The 17,418-nt window shown below is 42.6% G+C and carries 16 protein-coding genes; 7 read left to right on the plus strand and 9 right to left on the minus strand.

Features of this window, described 5'->3' with window-relative positions; genetic code table 11:
• Positions 1-3 precede the first annotated feature (3 nt).
• Together purD and F9Y84_RS09350 are read left to right on the plus strand one after the other, a co-directional pair.
• Positions 4-1,287 carry a phosphoribosylamine--glycine ligase gene (gene purD / locus F9Y84_RS09345; RefSeq protein WP_147389908.1) on the plus strand — a complete coding sequence of 428 codons (1,284 nt, stop codon included), beginning with the start codon at positions 4-6 and terminating at the stop codon, positions 1,285-1,287.
• Between the two features lie 113 nt (positions 1,288-1,400).
• Positions 1,401-2,222, plus strand: coding sequence for a DUF2797 domain-containing protein (locus F9Y84_RS09350; protein ID WP_147389909.1), 822 nt, complete (start codon positions 1,401-1,403; stop codon positions 2,220-2,222).
• Here F9Y84_RS09350 and F9Y84_RS09355 read toward each other — a convergent pair.
• Complete coding sequence (locus F9Y84_RS09355; protein WP_147389910.1) at positions 2,195-4,711, minus strand: EAL domain-containing protein; 2,517 nt, start codon at positions 4,709-4,711, stop codon at positions 2,195-2,197. The two genes, F9Y84_RS09350 and F9Y84_RS09355, sit on opposite strands and share 28 nt — an antisense overlap.
• A gap of 76 nt (positions 4,712-4,787) precedes the next feature.
• Here F9Y84_RS09355 and F9Y84_RS09360 point away from each other — a divergent pair, with 76 nt between their 5' ends.
• The gene (locus tag F9Y84_RS09360; protein ID WP_147389911.1) at positions 4,788-5,081 is read left to right on the plus strand and encodes a DUF4144 family protein; all 294 of its coding nucleotides are present in this window, start codon (positions 4,788-4,790) and stop codon (positions 5,079-5,081) included.
• On the opposite strand, the gene F9Y84_RS09365 is transcribed toward F9Y84_RS09360, so the two are convergent.
• The 5 genes from F9Y84_RS09365 to F9Y84_RS09385 form a co-directional block, all read right to left on the minus strand.
• Positions 5,073-6,002 carry a histone deacetylase family protein gene (locus tag F9Y84_RS09365; RefSeq protein ID WP_128731176.1) on the minus strand — a complete coding sequence of 310 codons (930 nt, stop codon included), beginning with the start codon at positions 6,000-6,002 and terminating at the stop codon, positions 5,073-5,075. The two genes, F9Y84_RS09360 and F9Y84_RS09365, sit on opposite strands and share 9 nt — an antisense overlap.
• A 105-nt stretch (positions 6,003-6,107) precedes the next feature.
• Complete coding sequence (locus tag F9Y84_RS09370) at positions 6,108-7,676, minus strand: serine hydrolase (RefSeq protein WP_147389912.1); 1,569 nt, start codon at positions 7,674-7,676, stop codon at positions 6,108-6,110.
• 57 nt (positions 7,677-7,733) lie between these two features.
• The gene (locus F9Y84_RS09375) at positions 7,734-8,246 is read right to left on the minus strand and encodes a gamma-glutamylcyclotransferase family protein (protein ID WP_147389913.1); all 513 of its coding nucleotides are present in this window, start codon (positions 8,244-8,246) and stop codon (positions 7,734-7,736) included.
• Entirely contained in the window at positions 8,246-8,869 is a 624-nt protein-coding gene (locus F9Y84_RS09380; RefSeq protein ID WP_128731173.1) for a LysE family translocator, read from the minus strand. The genes F9Y84_RS09375 and F9Y84_RS09380 overlap by 1 nt, the downstream gene beginning before the upstream one ends.
• Complete coding sequence (locus F9Y84_RS09385; RefSeq protein ID WP_147389914.1) at positions 8,853-9,641, minus strand: hypothetical protein; 789 nt, start codon at positions 9,639-9,641, stop codon at positions 8,853-8,855. The genes F9Y84_RS09380 and F9Y84_RS09385 overlap by 17 nt, the downstream gene beginning before the upstream one ends.
• 81 nt (positions 9,642-9,722) lie before the next feature.
• On the opposite strand from F9Y84_RS09385, the gene F9Y84_RS09390 reads away from it, so the two are divergent.
• The 4 genes from F9Y84_RS09390 (at position 9,723) to F9Y84_RS09405 (ending at position 13,519) form a co-directional block, all read left to right on the plus strand.
• The gene (locus F9Y84_RS09390) at positions 9,723-10,052 is read left to right on the plus strand and encodes a 5-carboxymethyl-2-hydroxymuconate Delta-isomerase (protein ID WP_125252120.1); all 330 of its coding nucleotides are present in this window, start codon (positions 9,723-9,725) and stop codon (positions 10,050-10,052) included.
• Positions 10,053-10,075: 23 nt separating this feature from the next.
• Positions 10,076-10,786, plus strand: a complete 711-nt coding sequence (rsuA, locus tag F9Y84_RS09395) for a 16S rRNA pseudouridine(516) synthase RsuA (protein WP_167508257.1) — start codon at positions 10,076-10,078, stop codon at positions 10,784-10,786.
• A gap of 125 nt (positions 10,787-10,911) precedes the next feature.
• Positions 10,912-12,543: a methyl-accepting chemotaxis protein gene (locus F9Y84_RS09400; protein ID WP_147389915.1), complete on the plus strand. Its 1,632-nt coding sequence runs from the start codon at positions 10,912-10,914 to the stop codon at positions 12,541-12,543.
• Between the two features lie 352 nt (positions 12,544-12,895).
• Positions 12,896-13,519 (plus strand): hypothetical protein, encoded by a 624-nt coding sequence (locus F9Y84_RS09405; RefSeq protein WP_225740673.1) that lies wholly within the window; start codon positions 12,896-12,898, stop codon positions 13,517-13,519.
• A gap of 122 nt (positions 13,520-13,641) precedes the next feature.
• Here the strand turns inward: F9Y84_RS09405 and F9Y84_RS09410 are convergent, their stop codons facing one another.
• The 3 genes from F9Y84_RS09410 to secF all read right to left on the minus strand — a co-directional run bounded on the left by F9Y84_RS09410 (position 13,642) and on the right by secF (position 17,411).
• Positions 13,642-15,423, minus strand: a complete 1,782-nt coding sequence (locus F9Y84_RS09410) for a bifunctional diguanylate cyclase/phosphodiesterase (RefSeq protein WP_147389916.1) — start codon at positions 15,421-15,423, stop codon at positions 13,642-13,644.
• 146 nt (positions 15,424-15,569) lie between these two features.
• On the minus strand, positions 15,570-16,097 hold the full coding sequence (locus tag F9Y84_RS09415; RefSeq protein ID WP_128731169.1) for a hypothetical protein: 528 nt from the start codon (positions 16,095-16,097) through the stop codon (positions 15,570-15,572).
• Between the two features lie 369 nt (positions 16,098-16,466).
• Complete coding sequence (secF, locus tag F9Y84_RS09420) at positions 16,467-17,411, minus strand: protein translocase subunit SecF (RefSeq protein ID WP_125252124.1); 945 nt, start codon at positions 17,409-17,411, stop codon at positions 16,467-16,469.
• Between the last annotated feature and the right edge of the window lie 7 nt (positions 17,412-17,418).

A 17,418-nucleotide genomic window follows, 5' to 3' on the forward strand; every position in this document is an offset into this window, starting at 1 on the left:
GCCATGAATGTACTCGTCATTGGCAGCGGTGGACGTGAGCACGCGCTTGCATTCAAAGCCGCACAAAATCCATCTGTAAAAACTGTTTTTGTCGCACCTGGTAACGCAGGTACAGCGCTTGAACCTAAGCTTGAAAATGTTGCTATCGGTGTTGAAGATATCGATGCTTTGGTCGCATTTGCTAAAGAAAACAATGTGCAATTGACTATTGTTGGTCCTGAAGCGCCATTAGTTATTGGTGTTGTTGACCGATTCCGTGAAGAAGGCCTAGCTATTTTTGGCCCGACACAAGCGGCAGCACAACTGGAAGGCTCAAAGTCGTTCACTAAGGACTTTTTAGCACGCCACCACATTCCAACAGCGGCATATCAGACTTTTGAAGAGATAGAGCCTGCGCTTGCTTACTTAAAGGCACAAGGCGCACCTATTGTTGTCAAGGCTGATGGCCTTGCTGCTGGTAAAGGAGTCATCGTGGCTATGACCGAAGCGGAGGCGGAAGAAGCTATTCGCGATATGCTGGCGGGTAATGCCTTTGGTGAAGCCGGTAGTCGCGTTGTTATCGAGGAGTTTTTAGAAGGTGAAGAGGCCTCTTTTATCGTCATGGTTGACGGTAAAAATGTACTCCCTTTTGCCACCAGCCAAGATCATAAACGCGCCTATGACGGCGATAAAGGTCCAAATACCGGTGGTATGGGAGCCTACTCTCCAGCGCCGGTGGTCACACCGGACATTCATGATCGTATCATGGCTGAAGTGATCAACCCGACGGTTGAAGGGATGGCAAAAGAAGGTCACCCATATACAGGCTTTCTTTACGCTGGTTTGATGATCACAGCTGACGGCACTCCCAAAGTTATCGAGTATAACTGCCGCTTTGGCGACCCAGAAACACAACCAATTATGTTACGTCTTCAATCAGATTTAGTTGAGCTGATTGAGGCGGCTAACCGAGAAGAACTGGATCAAACAGCAATTAAATTCGATCCACGAGCTGCGGTTGGCGTTGTACTTGCTGCTAAAGGGTATCCTGGTAGTTACCCGAAAGGAGATGCTATATCAGGCCTACAGGTAAGTTATCCTGAAGGTGAAAAAGTATTCCATGCCGGTACTAAACAAGATGGCGAACACGTTGTGACTGCTGGTGGTCGAGTTCTATGTGCAACCGCACTTGGACATACGGTAACTGAAGCACAAAAACGTGCCTACTCTCTAGTGAAAGATATTCACTGGGAAGGTGTGGAATACCGTACCGACATTGCATATCGCGCGATCGCACGCGAAAGCTAATTCACGTTAAGCTTTGCTAGGCCAGCTATTGCTGGCCTTTTTAGTTTATGTACTTCGTTCACCTTGATTTGCTATGGTATCCTACCCTTTTATGAGCATTTTTAGGGGCAAAGATGCAAGTACAAGGTACACTCAGCAAGTTAAAATCTACGCTTGTTGAACCTATTCAATATCAATTACCGGTTGGGGATAACTTAGTATCACTTAATGATTACTTCGGAAAACCCATCACGCTTACCTTCACTGGCAATATATTTTGTAGTAATTGTGGTAAAAAAACCAAAAAGAGTTATTCCCAAGGGCACTGCTATGTGTGCATGAAAAAGCTCGCAAGCTGCGACATGTGTATTATGAAGCCTGAAACTTGCCACTTCGATCAAGGCACCTGTAGAGAGCCAAAGTGGGGGGAAGAAAACTGCATGATCCCACACTATGTCTATTTAGCGAATACTTCAGGACTAAAGGTTGGGATTACTCGCCATACACAAATACCAACGCGCTGGATAGATCAAGGCGCGACGCAAGCATTACCGATTTTTAAAGTGCAGACCCGTCATCAGTCAGGGTTAGTGGAAGTAGCACTGGCGCAGTTTATTGCTGATAAAACTAACTGGCGTAATATGCTCAAAGGGCTCAACCCTGAAGTAGACCTCAAGGCAGAAGCCGCTAAGCTTATTCCACAGATCCAAACCAAACTCGATGAGCTGGCCGAACTCTTTGGCGCGACAGCTATTGAAGTGCTAGATGAAGAGGTGGTCGACCTCACTTTCCCTGTGGAGCAACATCCGAGCAAAATCACTTCATTTAACTTTGACAAGGATCCCATGGTATCTGGTGTACTTGAGGGGATCAAAGGTCAGTACCTGCTTTTTGATAACGGCGTGATCAACATCCGTAAGTTTAGCTCCTACGAGATCACCTTCTCTGACGAGTAAAACGCCTGCCAGTCGTCTTCTGTAAGCGGTTTACAGAAGACATATCCCTGAATAGTATGACAGCCTAGCTTACGTAGATAACGCTTTTGTACTGGCTTTTCTACTCCCTCTGCAACAACTTGTAAATTAAGTGCTTTAGCCATAGCAACAATTGCCGCAACAATCTCACTATTACCATACTCATCAGGCACTTTTGCAATAAAGCTAGCATCAATTTTGAGTATATCTATAGGGAGTTTAGCTAAGTAGCTCAATGCGGAATAACCAGTGCCAAAATCATCAATTGCTAGCTTTACACCAAGCTCTTTGAGTTTTTTCAAGGTGTATTTCGCCTCCAATAAATTACCAATAAAGCTATTCTCAGTGAGCTCTAACTCCAAATACTTCCCTTCGACATTGTGTTTTTTTAATGCTTGGGCGACACATTGATAAAGATCCCCCTGAGTGACATGTGACGCCGAAATGTTAATCGCTAAGCGCCTTATCTCCATTCCAGCTTGTTGCCATTTAGCTAAGTGCTGGCAAGCCTTATCTATTACCCATTGGTCAAGACGGATTATTAGCCCAAGCTCTTCTGCCAGTGGAATAAACTGGGCCGGTGATATAACGCCCAAGTTTGGGTCACGCCAGCGTAGCAAACACTCAACACTGGAGATGCGACTGCTAGTTAAACATTGCAATGGCTGAAAATGCAGCTCAAACTCACCATTTTCCAAGGCGTTTTGAAAACGACTGAGCATAGATAAACGCTCAAATGAACGTGCATTCATCGACGCTTCGAATAACTGGAAGGAATTACGCCCGACTTCTTTGGAGCGATACATAGCAACATCGGCATGCTTCAATAAAGTTTCGGTATCATGGCCATCCTCGGGGTAAATAGCTGCCCCCATCGAGGCCGTCGCAGCGACCTGCATATCACCAAGTTGAAAAGGGTGCGACAACGCCATTAAGATTTGATCTGCAAACTCAATGACCTCCGACATACCGTTCACTTCGCTCAGTAGCACGACAAATTCATCACCACCAAGTCGCGCCAGCGTGTCCCCTTCATTCAAAATAGACTTTATCCGCTCACTAACCTGTACTAATAACTCATCTCCAGCGCTGTGGCCAAGAGAGTCGTTCACTTCCTTAAAGCGGTCTAAATCTATAAACATCACGCTAAGCTTTTGCTTGTAGCGGTGTGCGGATGCCAACGCCATAGAAAGTCTATCGTAGAATAAGCGACGATTAGGCAACCCGGTCAATTCATCAAAATAAGCCAAACGAGCAATTTTTTCTTCTGCATTTTTTCGCTCCGTAATATCGCTAAAAATGGCGGCGTAGAGCATGTCGTCACTGTAAGGCTCTCTGATCTCAATAATCGTGAGCCATTCAACATAGATTTCACCGCTCTTTTTACGATTGCATATCTCGCCTTGCCATACCCCTGTTTCTCTGAGCGTTTGCCACATACTCTGGTAGTAAGATTCATCATGTAAGCCAGAGCTTAATATACTGGGATTTTTGCCAAGCACTTCGTAATCTTTATAACCGGTTAGCGCACTGAATGCCGGATTGATCTGAATAATTTCGCCCGAACTTTTGGTGATCATGATGCCATCCAAAGAGGCATCAATGATACGATTGGCAAGGTATAAATTCTTCTCAGATTTTTGCAGTGCAATATCTCGCTGCACCAATACCTTCTCTAATTCACTGCAATACGCAGTTTCAATTTCAGTTAGTACATTCTTCAGTGCTAATAAGCCAATAACTTTTTGAGATTCGGGACAAGTGACAACTAGATGCCGAATAGAATTTACCGTCATCATGCGGTAGGCATCAAATAAACTATCCTTTGGGGTCATTGCCAGCATCGGGTAACTTGCCAAATTCCAACATGGTTGACGCCAATCGGGGTTGAGAATGATGTAGGCAATATCTCGTTGGGTGATGATCCCATATTCATGTAAAGCATGATTATATACCAGCACCGCAGTGAGCTTTAATTCACACATGCTACTAATCACATCAGAAACGCAATCCTGGCTGTCTAACACGACAATATTTGAATCAAAATGTTGCTCAATTGGCCGAAAGTGCAGGTAATGGTCTAGTCCTTGGCTGCGAACAATATCCGACAACGACACCACACCACAAGGAATATTATCAAGGTCAATGACTAATAGATGGCGGATCCCCAGCTGATGAAACTTAACAGTGGCTTCGCTCAATGTTTTATCTATCTGAATTTTTTGTACCGGAGAGGTCATCACAGATTTGATAGGTACTTGAGCAAAATTTGGATCATTAAAGTCGAGCTTAACGCAATCGGACTCAGTCCAAATACCGATAATATCATCAGCACGAGTAACAAAAATAGAACTCACTCGGTTTGCTTGCATTTGTGCAACCGCATCATGAAGACTCGTTTGCTCATCGCAACATAACAAGCTATTGGTAAATACTTCTTTGATCTGTAACTGACGTGAATCACCAACCATAAGCACACTCTCGCAATATTATTCCAATTTGAAGTATACTGAGCGTCGCTGTTGATAACTTGACCTTGAACAAATAATGACGATAAAAAATTATCCAATCCTACTGGTATTAGACCAAAGTATAGAGCTTATTGAGGATGATAAAGCGCTATCAGACTCTATTCATATGCTTGATGACGCCACCAAGAGCAATGCCGTCGTTATCGCATCGAATGGCAGTTGTACCAATTTACAGGGGCATGTGGTTGATACCATAGAGCTGCCTGATTTAACCATTTTAGTGCAACAGTACCTTATTGACGAAGGACAATGTTGTGTTAGTAAAATACAATTGCAGAGTGTTCAGCAAGCTTTTGCGTTACTAAAGTAATTCACCCTCTTCTACTAACGCTTTGATGTGCGTCACGGCACTACGGCCAAGTGAAGACAGATCGTATCCACCTTCTAAGTAGGAGATAATACCTAAGCAGTGTTGTGATTTTGCTAACGCAACAACTTGTTCAGTAAACCATTGATAGTCCTGCTCAACTAGTTTTAGTCCTCCCATATCATCTTCAAGATGGCCATCAAATCCGGCACTAATAAAGATAAGCTGTGGTCTAAATGTTTCTAGTTTTGGTAGCCACTGCTGTTGAAATAATGCTTTTAAATCATTGCCATCAGCACCTGCTGCCAATGGAGAGTTAATTAAGCTTTGATGGTTTTCAATCGCGGTATTAGGATAGAATGGATACTGAAATAGTGAACAAAACAGAATGCTAGGATCGTCTTTGAAAATATCTTGAGTACCATTGCCATGGTGCACATCAATATCTAAAATTGCAATCCGCTCAACCCCCTTGGCTTTTGCGTAAGCCGCAGCAATGGCGACATTATTAAAGACACAGAACCCAGAGGAAGTACTTTGATTAGCATGGTGTCCTGGCGGCCTTACCGCGCAAAATGCGGCATCGAGATTACCAGCAATAACTTCGTCTACCGCTAATATTCCAGCACCAACAGCACGCTCAATTGCTTTTAGCGAGTCAGGGCACAGCCATGTATCACCGTCTAATGACGCCAGTCCTTCACTCGGGATCTTGTCTATCACCTCTTTAATCATGGCTTGATCATGCACCAAGGCATAATGCGAGGTGTCAGCTTTAATTGCGGCTTTATGTTCTACGGCTATATCTAATCCAGAGGCCAGTAGCCTATCCGATATCGCATCTAATCTGGCCGGACATTCGGGATGTTCCTCTGTCATTTTATGCTTGCGGCAATAAGGGTGGGTGATAATTGCAGTACGCATCGTAGAATACATCCTCGCTTAGTGTATGACTCTGTTGAGTCCAATCATTGCTCCTTTTGACTATATCAAAGCCACCTCTTAGTGGCTTTGATACTTTGGTATATCCTAATGCGCTGCAGGCGCAACCTTAGCCTTTAATTCAAGGTTGTGAAAATCAAAACTAAAATCGGTGATTTGAGGGTTTACAAATTCCATTTCAGCTGACTCTACGCGTTGTGATTTATTAATAGTAAAGTTGATATAGGCGTCGGCCTCAAGTAACGGCTCATCCCAGCGTACCACAAAAGTATTGCCACTGAGATGCTCAAGCTTTCCTTTTAGCCGTTTAGTGTGCGTAAAATCAATTCGCAGTACATTATCAAGTTGCTCTATTATCACATCACCGTACCATGAGCTTACCAAAGTTCCGGTGTAATTTTGCAACGGCAATGATGGCTGCGGCGCCGTTACTTTGGCAATGCCTGCTTTTACGTACTTTTCTTGCTGAGCTTTAAAATAGTCATCAGCAATAAGGTTGACCCAATCTTTATCTTCTAACCCTAGGGCATCCTCAAATACTTCATTAATAATCGCTGATAACGCAGCATACTTTTGCTGATTTGACAGCACAACAACACCCAGCTTCTTCTCTGGGATCATTGCAACCTGAGAGACCATGCCTAAAATACCGCCGCCGTGGCCTACTTTTTTATAACCGAAATAATCTTCAATCGCCCAGCCTAAGCCGTAACCTCTAAACTGCTGGTGATAAAATGATGCCGCTTTTTTGGCAGGTATTCGTGTTATATGAGGGTGCCACATTTGTACTTGCTGAGCAGCTGAAAATAATTGCTCGCCGGATGGCAGCTGCCCACCAGCTAACTGAGTTTGTAACCACTTTGTCATATCATCGACATTGGACGCAATGGCACCCGCCCCTCGAAAATCTTCAAGATAGTTAACAAAAAATGGCGTCAATTTACCCGACATAGGAATATGTCCCGTTGCCCAGTTCGTGTTATCTGATGGGATCCGAGAAAACCCTGCTTTGGAATCATCCATCTCCAATTTATTGAACATTTCTTGCTCAACAAAGTCGCGCCAGTTTTTACCACTCACTCGACTGACAACTTCACCGGCTACCACAAACATGAGATTGTTGTAGGCGTATTGACTGCGAAAGCTGGAATCTGGTTTAAGGTGTGAGATACCAGCAAGTAGTTCAGGCATGGTTTTATCTGTATCAGGCCAGATCATTAAATCTCCGGCACCTAAACCTAACCCGCTGCGGTGACTTAATAAGTCGCGAATGGTCATTTCTCGAGTGACATAGCTATCGTAAAGCTTAAACTCAGGAATATGCTGAACAACTTTATCATCCCAGCTTAATTTTCCCTGATCAACCAACATTGCCAGTGCTGCGGCAGTAAAAGCTTTGGTATTAGATGCGATCCCAAAAAGCGTATCAGCGTTGACGTTAGCAGGCTTGTGTAAATGTGTGACCCCAAAACCTTTGGTCATCACAACTTTGCCATCTTCAACAATACCTATCGCTAAACCTGGTATATTGAACCGCTTCATCGCTTCTTCGACGGCACTTTCCACATCTTGTAAATTTAAAGCTGCACTAGCAGGCGGTGTCAGTATACTTGCAGCAACCAAACCGGTTGTGATGAGCCATTGTTTTATTTTCATTACTATTCCTTGGATTTATTACAGCTCAGCCATTTAAGTGCGAGCGTGAACTTTATATTAATCGCAGCGTGACTGATAAATCGCTAACTCTTGTTTTTGTCTATCTTTATTTTCATCAATCCTATGGGGCTGCTGTAATATAACGTTTTGATATTCAGATGGAAAGTGATGTTCTTTGCTCCCTTCAAGTACGTGCTGAACATACCAATCAAAAGGCAACTCATCATCAATAAAGGTATTGGCAATGTAGCACCAAGCCTCCACAACGCTACCATTTTGCATTACGACAGGTACACTGCGGCAGTCATAGCGCTCGCCTTCAATTTCATCCAAACGTCGTTTCTCTTGCAGGTTCAGCGTGTATAACACCCCATAAACTCGACTGTTAAGTCCTGAGCATGGCACGATATTGCACTTTGCTGAGCCATCTGTACTTAACATATCAAAGGTCAACCGATACCCGTTTAGCACGCCAGTTCCCAATAGCTCAGCTTCAGGCAATCGTGATAATAACCGAGCCGTGGACATATTCGAACCAAAGCTAAAATTAATTATGTTTTTGCCATTCATTACACCACCAGCCTTATTGCGAGTAATAACATGATCACACCGATCCCGCGATCAAACCAATGTCCAGCTAGCTGAAAAAAGTGCCTGACATTTTTTTTTGATAAAATAACAGCCAGTAAAGAGAACCATAACCAAGTTGCCAACGCCATGTATATGCCATAAAACAGCTGCACACTACTTGGAGTACTTGGCTCTATGACCAAAGTAAAAAGCGATAAAAAGAACAGCGTCGCCTTTGGGTTCAGCGCATTAACTAAAAAGCCACGCTTCAACGCACTCCAATTAGACTCAGTAACAGTGTGCTCAGTCATATTTTCGTGCTCTGAACTGGGTTTTGCATATCGCAACGCTTGGACACCAAGATAAGCCAGATATAGCGCGGCTATATATTTTACTGCTGTGAACAAGGTTTCAGATTGAGATAGCAGTAACGCTACGCCCAATAAGCAATAACTGACATGTACTAAAATACCCAAGCCAACCCCAAAACTTGTCCAAAGCGCATTTGCTCTACCTTGCTGTACACTTTGCTTGAGCACTATCGCAAAATCAGGACCAGGGCTTGCTACTGCAAAAAAGTGAGCAAGCGCGATTATGATAAATTCATCAAGATAAGCGGGCATGAACATGTTCCTGTAAAGCAAGTAAGTCTATACGCTCAGAGCTATCCATCATCATCTTAATTTGCTTCTTGGCTTTTTTAAACTGGCCGACCAAATGTGGTTTGAGATGTTTATGACCATCCTTTGCACCTTTAAAATGGCATACCAAGGCGTGGACGAATATGCTTTGCTGCTCAGTCAGTGCTGCCTGACGATTTGCGTACTGATTATAACAAGAGCCACACCCTCCCCTAAAGTGATACACCGTATTAGAAACCATCACGCCAAAACCAAAAAAACCGGCAAGCACATCACTTGCAGCATCCAGCTGTTCCTGCCCTCCCGGCGGTAATACTCCCCGCTGTAAAATCAGTACCTTTGCTAGCACCCCAGCTAGGCTCGCAACAAGATCCTGTGGCTGATTAATTTGATTCGGATTATAAGACACCGCTATCGGAGTTGAAGCCTCTGAAATGACAGCTTGATCACCACGCCACCGCCCAGCTACCTGCAATTTTGCCATATGCGTCGTTTGCATTTGTGCTGGCGATACCAGATGAATTGGCCATTTTTGTAAACCTGCATATGACTTTACTCGGGAAAAAACAACAACAGCCATTTCTTCAATACTCGAAACAGGGTCGGGGAAAAAGTGTGGGGTCGGTGTAATAATCTGCGTGTCGCTTAAAAAGTATTCTCCATCAAAGTGTTCAAATGCCCAAATAAAGGTATCGACCAACCACTGAGTTTCTTCTTCACTGAGTAACGGGGAGAATTTAAATAAGGACAGCATGCTAATAATTCACTCTTTTGTGGAATAACCCCAGATAAATAGCATAAACTCTACGACTAATGCAAAAACATGGAGTTTCACATGCCTCACTTTATTCTCGAACATTCGGATAATTTACCAATAGAAACCGAAGCCTTAGTATCACAAGTACAGCAATTCGCTTGTGCGTGTGGTCTTTTCGATCCAGCTTCTGTTAAAACACGTGCAATGTCATTCGAGCATTTTCAACTAGGTGATGGCAAACAAGGATTTATTCATTTACAGATCCATTTAATGGCGGGTAGAACAATAGAGCAAAAGCAGGCGCTTACCGAAGGGGCGTTAACACTGTTGCAAGCTAAAGTATCCAAACAGTTTGCGCTGAGCGTACATTGTTACGATTTATTACCTGAAATCTATCGCAAAAACTAATTTATTATTCGAGCTATTTAACTATGAAATTTCCATGTAGGTTAGAGAAGTTTTTGAGCCATGTTGCTGAAATGCCTCGCAGTAAGGTCAAAATCAATATTAAAAAAGGTCTAGTTACCGTCAATGGTAACGTCGTCAAAAAAGGCGATATCCAAGTTACCTTAGCAGATCATATAACGTTTGCAGGTGTTCACCTACAGTACCTTGGTTTACGCTATTTTATGCTCAATAAGCCTAAGGGCTATGTATGTGCAAATAGCGATGAGTTACACCCAACAGTCTTTGACTTGCTCGATGAGCCTAACTTAAAAGATTTTCATGTGGCAGGTAGGTTAGATATCGACACAACTGGTTTAGTATTGCTCACCAACGATGGAGATTGGTCACATCAAATTACCTCCCCTAAAAAGCAAAAGTTTAAAACTTATGTTTTAGAAAGTCGTGATGAATTGACCGACACAGCTTTGATCCAGCTCGAGCAAGGTGTTGAACTTCATGGCGAAAAACAAGCTACGTTACCGGCAAAAACAGAGCAAATAGATAAATACGCATTACGCTTGTCTATTTGTGAAGGAAAATACCACCAGGTTAAGCGAATGCTTGCCGCTGTAGGTAATCAAGTTGTTGAACTACATCGGGAAAATATAGCTGGTATCGCACTTGATCCAACGCTTGCAGAGGGTGAATACCGCCCACTCACCGATGAGGAAATTAGCATAATTAATGCAAATTAACTCTCAAATTTCCGGTGTATGAGTAAATATCATCTCGAAATAGTCCGTATAGCACATTAACCCACTTACAACTTCCCCCTAAACATGCTAAATCATTTAATAGAGTATTTTTAGGGGGCTATCCTGTGTTTTCCAATTTCACACTTAGAGCAAAAATAATTACCTTTGCAGCGGCAATATTTGTTTCTTTGCTTGCCGTCGCCTTTGTTGGTCTTCAAGCACTACGCCATGCCAGTGAGAGCGATAATATTGCTCGCATCAATCAGCTGATGAAAAGTACGGTTAACATAGTGAAACAATTTGAACATTTTGCACAACAGAACATATTGACCGAACAACAAGCCAAAAAAATGGCAATTCAGGTCCTACGAGAGAACAAATATCACGACTCTGAATACGTTTATGTTGTTAATGAAAAAATGGATTTTGTTGCAACCCCCCATGATCCTCAGCTTCATAGCACTAGCTTTAACGATTTTAGGGATGCTTCAGGAAAGAGCATAGGTGATATGGTCAAGCGCCTGGTGGGTAATGAGGTTGATCAGATCATTACTTATCATTGGACATCATTACGGGACGGTGAAATTGTCGATCTTACCTCAGTAGTTCAGAAAACACCTCGGTTTGGCTGGTATGTTGGCACCGGAATAAGTTACAAAGAAGTCAATGAACGCTATTGGGATACTGCTATCTGGTTAGTTGCATTGTCTTTAGTAGTGGCAATTATACTGACCACGGCGCTAGCACGGTTTGGTTTGTCTTTGAGTCATAAGTTGGGGGCAGAAATAAACGATGTATTGACCATTGTAAAGCATGTTTCTAGAGGAAACCTCACCACCCCTATTAATACCGCTAGCTGTAAAGACTATAGTATTTTAGCCGCAATGGCTTACATGCAAGACGGCCTAAAGGGAGTCGTTGAAGGGTTAAAACAAGCAAGTTGCGCATTGCAGACGCAAACGTCAGACAGTGAATCACGTTCAATTCAATTGGAGCAGCTCACCCATAGCCTCAGTTCAGAAACGCAAATGGTTGCTTCTGCAATTACTGAGCTTACTGCATCAGCTCAAGCCGTTGTTGAACATGCTCAACAAGCAGCAGGCTCAGTACAAGAGGCTGAACGCCAAGGAAATGCAGCGGATAAACTCACAGCTCAAGCCGCGCAAGAGATTGCATTATTAGAGCAGCAAATTGACAGCGCTGGTAATAACATCCAAGTACTCGACGAAGAAGTATCAAATATAGCGAACGTCCTAACCGTTATTCAATCCATTGCTGAACAAACTAATTTGCTGGCACTAAACGCTGCCATAGAGGCTGCAAGAGCGGGTGAACAAGGGCGAGGCTTTGCCGTAGTTGCTGATGAGGTCAGACAGCTTGCACAACGAACACAAACCAGTACCGAAGAAATTCGCAATATGATCACCAAGCTGCAAAGCGCAACACAAGATGCAAAAGCCTCGGTAAACCTTAGTATTGCAACCAGTGAAAAGACCGTTAGCATGTCTTCTGATGCTTCTAAAGCACTAGTTCAAGTCGCCGATTCTTTAAAATCTATTTTACATATGAGTCATCAAATAGCACAAGCCGCGCAAGAACAGCTCAGTGCAGGTGAAGATACGGCGCAGCGAGTCGTCACAATATCAGATACTGCATCTCAAACTGCTAGCGTTTCAGAAAAAGCCCACAAAGCAACTGATACCATTAAAGCGCTTTCTAGCAATTTAGAAATTGAGGTCGCAAAATTCAGAATATAACAATATGAATTTATTATTTTTTTTAATAAACTAGCTCAAATTCTGATTTATCAAGGCTATTACTTAAAAAAAATCTTTAATTTTTCATTCACCTTGTGTTTATTTGGTGTTAAGTTTGTACTGGTCGGAATTGTCGGTTAAGTAGTCTGGGCGACTTTCCGAAATTGCGTTTAGCGCAATTAGAGTATCAACCTCAAACACTTTGATTGCTTGCACGTCAAGTAAATTCAATAAGGACTATGTAATGCAAAAGCTAAATTTGAAAGAATGCAAAAAGGTTTCTGGTGGCGGTATTTACGAACCAACCGACCCTAACGCACAAAAAGAAACTAGCAAAGACTAGTGTGGTGCTATGAAGAAAAATTTCTCATTAGGAGACCTACTGATACCTTATGCAATTGTAGCAGTAGGTCTCTTAGTCTTATATGACATTCGTTTTCACTTCTACATTATTTATGTGCTTATTGTCTTAACAGTCTTTATTTTAGGGGCTCGATTAAAAGACGTTAATATTTGCGCACTCTCCCTGTTAGCAGTTGTTCCCTTTACCCTAGAAACTGCGGTTTTTTCGTCTGGTTTGATTAGTTTAGACTCTTCAGACAAAGACCAACGGCTCCTTCAGAATACTCTTATTTTTGGAACTCACTTTTTAATTGCGTTAATGGTAGTTTTTCCATTGACTTATCGTGTCGAGATCACCAAAAAGCTGTTCCCAAAATTAAAAACACGCTACACCTTTGCCGATGCAATTATGCCTTGGCTGGCGATTTTTAATGTTTTTATGAGCTTCGCAGCCTTAATTGAAAATTATTTTAGAAATGCCAAAGGCGTCGAAATGACCATTTTCTTTTATAGTTTTGATGTTAGCGGGTACTTAATTTACAGTGCTAATTGTCTAATACTGCTTATTTTAGCCGCAATTACCTACAAAGAAGAATATGACTACGCCCTCCCCAGTCTGCGTAAAAAGCGCTAGACACCTGTTAGGAGTAGCAAAGCACTAAGTTTGCTACTTCTTCAGTGATATTTTTCCCTTGTATAACGTTTTGTTATCAAAGATAAAGAGTATTATGAAGTCGTCGTATGCTTACGCTATTATTACCCTGCATTTTCGAGCCGAACCGTCGACACAGTGGGTTTGCGTCGATTACAAACGAATAAGTAACTGTTTCGGTATCGTTTAGCTTCTTTTTTTGCATCAGTTGCCAATGCCGCCACTTGATGGGAGTTAAAGCAGTGCTGTAGATCTGGACGCACTAAACCGATTGATAAAGTCAATAATGGTACAAACTGCTTTTGTCCTTCGCGGTTTGTTGCCCAATAGCCTCCCGCGTTGACATGCTCAGGGGTAAAAAAAGCTGTGGATTTAGTTTCAAACTCAGCAATAATCTCATGACATAGTGCTTGCGCATCATGATTATCAAATACCACCATAAAATCATCCCCCCCTATGTGACCTACAAAACTTGGGCTGTGGGCACAAACATCCATGGTCACCTCAGCTAAAAGCTTAATGACACTGTCACCGCTGGCGTACCCATATAAATCGTTAAACTGTTTAAAATGGTTTAAATCAATATAAGCCAAAGAAAAGTCATGATTCGAACGCAGTCTTTGTTCTATCGCTTCGTTAATCGCGACGTTACCAGGTAGCATGGTTAATGGATTAGCATGCTGAGCATGACGTATTTTTTCCTCAGTAATGTGCTTTAGTATGTCTCTAAGCGGCGCTAAGCCAAGATAACAGCCATTTCTGGTGATAATAATATGGCGACGAATATCAAATTCGTGATCGGTAATTTGCTTACTGACGGAGTCAAGCTCTTGCTGTTCATCAACCACCAAAGGCTGCTTGTCCATTAATTTAATCACTGACTTTTTGTCAAATAGCGCGTGACCATAAGGTGCTGCAAAAACTTCTGTTAATTGATCTCGATGTAGCAACCCTATCGGCTCTCTCACATCGTTCACAACCGCGATGCTAGCCAAGTTTCGATCTTGCTCAAATAACCTATGTGCATCAATACATTGTGTACACTCATGGATAGCATTAATATCTTTGGCCAGCCAACCGATAGCCATAGACTGCTCGAACCGCCCAGGTACAGCCGACGGATCTGAGTGTAGTGACTTAAACACCTCAAGCTCAGTAGGCGGTTTCATTTCAGGTTTAGCAAGTAAAAAGCCCTGTGCATTAACAATACCCAACTGTTCAATTAGCTTTAGTTCTTCAGCTCGCTCAATTCCCTCTGCAATCACTTTAGTGCTGGTGGCTTTTGCCAACTCTATTATCGACTTCAAGAACTCTCTTTTCACTACACTCTGATCGCAATGATCGATAAAATACCGATCGACCTTAACGTAATCAGGACATAGCTCTGACCACTTTCTTAGTCCCGAATACCCAGCTCCCAAATCGTCAATTGCAATTTGAAATCCAAGCTCTCGATAATGTGTAATAGTGGATAGCAACAAATGTGCATCATCTACTTTATCTTGTTCTGTGACTTCAATTACAACACGTTTTGGGTCAAGCCCGTAAATTTCCGTGAGGTGACGTGTTTCACCTTTGGGGTGGGAAGGATCTAGTAACGCTTTGGGACTAACATTTAAAAATAATTTACCGGGTAAGTTGTGCGACACGAACTGCTTAATCGCACTATCACGACAGATAATTTCTAGCTCAGATAATCGCTCTTGCTGACTTGCGATTGCAAACAATTTATCTGGAGACTCCAGTGATGAACCCGGAATACCACGGCTTAGCGCTTCAAATCCTAAAATTTGACACCTCGCAAGATCATAGATGGGCTGAAAAAGTGTAGATATCGCTTTTTCTTTTATTATTGTATTGAGTAGTATCGTGCGCGAAGACTTCACAGGATCAGGCTCACTGTAAAAACATAATCGCGCACGGTAGCAACTGTGTATGACAGTTACATGTCAATCGGGTGAAATGTACCCAATTTAAAGTTGAATTTACTTCACCTTTAAATTGGGTGAGTATTAAGACAAGGTAGTGTCGCTTACTTCAGTGCTCTTTCAACTTGATCAAAATGCGCTATTACTTCAACAATTTCCATCTCTGCGCTTTTATAATCTTCAGGCCCTTTAAAGCCATTCATAGCTATCGCTTGAACTGTCGCAGGGTGAACTAATAGATCTTTGGCATGGTAACAAACTGGGTCGTCGAATTTTGGTAACTTACCATCCGCATGATAACCACTTTCAATTTCTTCCAAAGGTAATGTTGGGATGATATCTGCTGCCTTGTCTAAAGCATCAAGATAGGTCTGACATTGAGGATACTTAGCGACGAATTCGTTCAATAGAGTGCGTGATAAATTCACCAACTCTGCTGACTGAGCCTCTAAGGCTTTATCTTCTTTCTCTACACGAATATTGGCTAATAGTGCCTCGGCTTGCGTTTTATACATACTTAGCGAGTCAGTCGCTTCCTGCACGGCAGGCGCTGCTTTTTGCTCTGGCTGAGGCTGCTCTGAGCATGCTGTAACTAAGGCTAATACACTAACTGCCATCATGAGTTTGTACATGATAATCTCCTTTATTGATAACGATTATCATTATACAACAATGTAATTTTTTAGAAACAATTATATGCTAACAAAAAAGCGGCTAAGTTAGCCGCTTTTGATATTTAACCTGAGGTTTGGATAAGGAGTGTTCCAACTCACTGTTGCTAAGCCACAACTTAGCTTTCTCCTTGTCTAGCCAGAGAGTTTTAGAGAAAACACCGCTCCCGCGTCCTGCTCTCGCTAAGGTACCTACATCCTGTAGGCCAGGCGAACTTACGAACCAACAGCTGGCTATTGGAAGTGAATTCAACGCAGTTAGCGCTAAAACTGGCTGCTAGAAAGGCATTAGTTATCCGCAGCTCAGGTTATTTACTCCATAGTCAGTAGTTAAGGCATGGCGTCTAAATCCGCACCTTCTTTTTCAACTTCTACTGGGATCAAGTCTTCTTTGCTCACACCCATTGCAACTGCAACAGAACTGGCAACATAAACTGATGAGTAAGTACCGATGAAAACACCAAATAACAGGGCGGTGGCAAAACCATGAATGGTTTGACCACCCCAAACAAATAGTGCTACCAACACGAGAATCGTCGTGATTGAGGTGACTAATGTACGGTTAAGTGTCTGCGTCAAAGAGATATTAATAATCTCTAATGTGTCATCAATTCGGACTTTGCGGAAGTTTTCACGAATACGGTCTGACACAACGATTGTATCGTTCAAGGAGTATCCTATTACGGCGAGTATCGCTGCTAAAATTGTTAAGTCAAACTCAAGACCAAGAATGGAAAATAATCCCATCGTTAAGACAACATCGTGGAAAAGTGCTGCCACAGCACCTACAGCAAAACGCCATTCAAATCGAAAAGCAACATAGATTAAGATACAGATAAGCGCGGTTAGCATCGCCAAACCGCCCTGCTCTTTAAGATCTTCACCCACGCTTGGCCCGACAAACTCAATACGACGCATAATAACGCTTTCATCTGCTTGTTTAAGTGCAGCTATCAATTGATTACCAAGTACTTCAGCCTTAACATCATCGCCTCTTGGCGCTAGACGTACCAGCACTTCTTGGCTAGACCCGAACAACTGTACCGAGGCATCAGCAAAACCATTTTCGGCCAACACGCTACGCACCTTGGCTAAATCAGCCGGTTGTGAGAAGCCAACTTCAACCGCGGTACCGCCGGTAAAGTCTAAACCAAAGTTTAATCCTTTGACCATAAACGAGCCGATTGACGCTAAAATCAATAACGCCGAGAAAGCCATTGATAGCTTTCTTGCCGACATAAAACGGATAGTGCTTTTTAAATTCAATAATTGCATGTCCGTC

The organism is Pseudoalteromonas peptidolytica, assembly GCF_012641745.1.
Lineage (GTDB): Bacteria > Pseudomonadota > Gammaproteobacteria > Enterobacterales > Alteromonadaceae > Pseudoalteromonas > Pseudoalteromonas peptidolytica.

Excerpts from the sequence above, each read along its gene's own strand:
- F9Y84_RS09365 (WP_128731176.1), bottom strand. The coding sequence starts at position 6,002 with ATGCGTACTGCAATTATCACCCACCCTTATTGCCGCAAGCATAAAATG.
- F9Y84_RS09355 (WP_147389910.1), bottom strand. The coding sequence starts at position 4,711 with ATGGTTGGTGATTCACGTCAGTTACAGATCAAAGAAGTATTTACCAAT.
- F9Y84_RS09380 (WP_128731173.1), bottom strand. The coding sequence starts at position 8,869 with ATGCCCGCTTATCTTGATGAATTTATCATAATCGCGCTTGCTCACTTT.
- purD (WP_147389908.1), top strand. The coding sequence starts at position 4 with ATGAATGTACTCGTCATTGGCAGCGGTGGACGTGAGCACGCGCTTGCA.
- F9Y84_RS09350 (WP_147389909.1), top strand. The coding sequence starts at position 1,401 with ATGCAAGTACAAGGTACACTCAGCAAGTTAAAATCTACGCTTGTTGAA.
- F9Y84_RS09390 (WP_125252120.1), top strand. The coding sequence starts at position 9,723 with ATGCCTCACTTTATTCTCGAACATTCGGATAATTTACCAATAGAAACC.
- F9Y84_RS09360 (WP_147389911.1), top strand. The coding sequence starts at position 4,788 with ATGACGATAAAAAATTATCCAATCCTACTGGTATTAGACCAAAGTATA.
- F9Y84_RS09405 (WP_225740673.1), top strand. The coding sequence starts at position 12,896 with ATGAAGAAAAATTTCTCATTAGGAGACCTACTGATACCTTATGCAATT.
- rsuA (WP_167508257.1), top strand. The coding sequence starts at position 10,076 with ATGAAATTTCCATGTAGGTTAGAGAAGTTTTTGAGCCATGTTGCTGAA.
- F9Y84_RS09415 (WP_128731169.1), bottom strand. The coding sequence starts at position 16,097 with ATGTACAAACTCATGATGGCAGTTAGTGTATTAGCCTTAGTTACAGCA.
- secF (WP_125252124.1), bottom strand. The coding sequence starts at position 17,411 with ATGCAATTATTGAATTTAAAAAGCACTATCCGTTTTATGTCGGCAAGA.
- F9Y84_RS09385 (WP_147389914.1), bottom strand. The coding sequence starts at position 9,641 with ATGCTGTCCTTATTTAAATTCTCCCCGTTACTCAGTGAAGAAGAAACT.
- F9Y84_RS09375 (WP_147389913.1), bottom strand. The coding sequence starts at position 8,246 with ATGAATGGCAAAAACATAATTAATTTTAGCTTTGGTTCGAATATGTCC.
- F9Y84_RS09370 (WP_147389912.1), bottom strand. The coding sequence starts at position 7,676 with ATGAAAATAAAACAATGGCTCATCACAACCGGTTTGGTTGCTGCAAGT.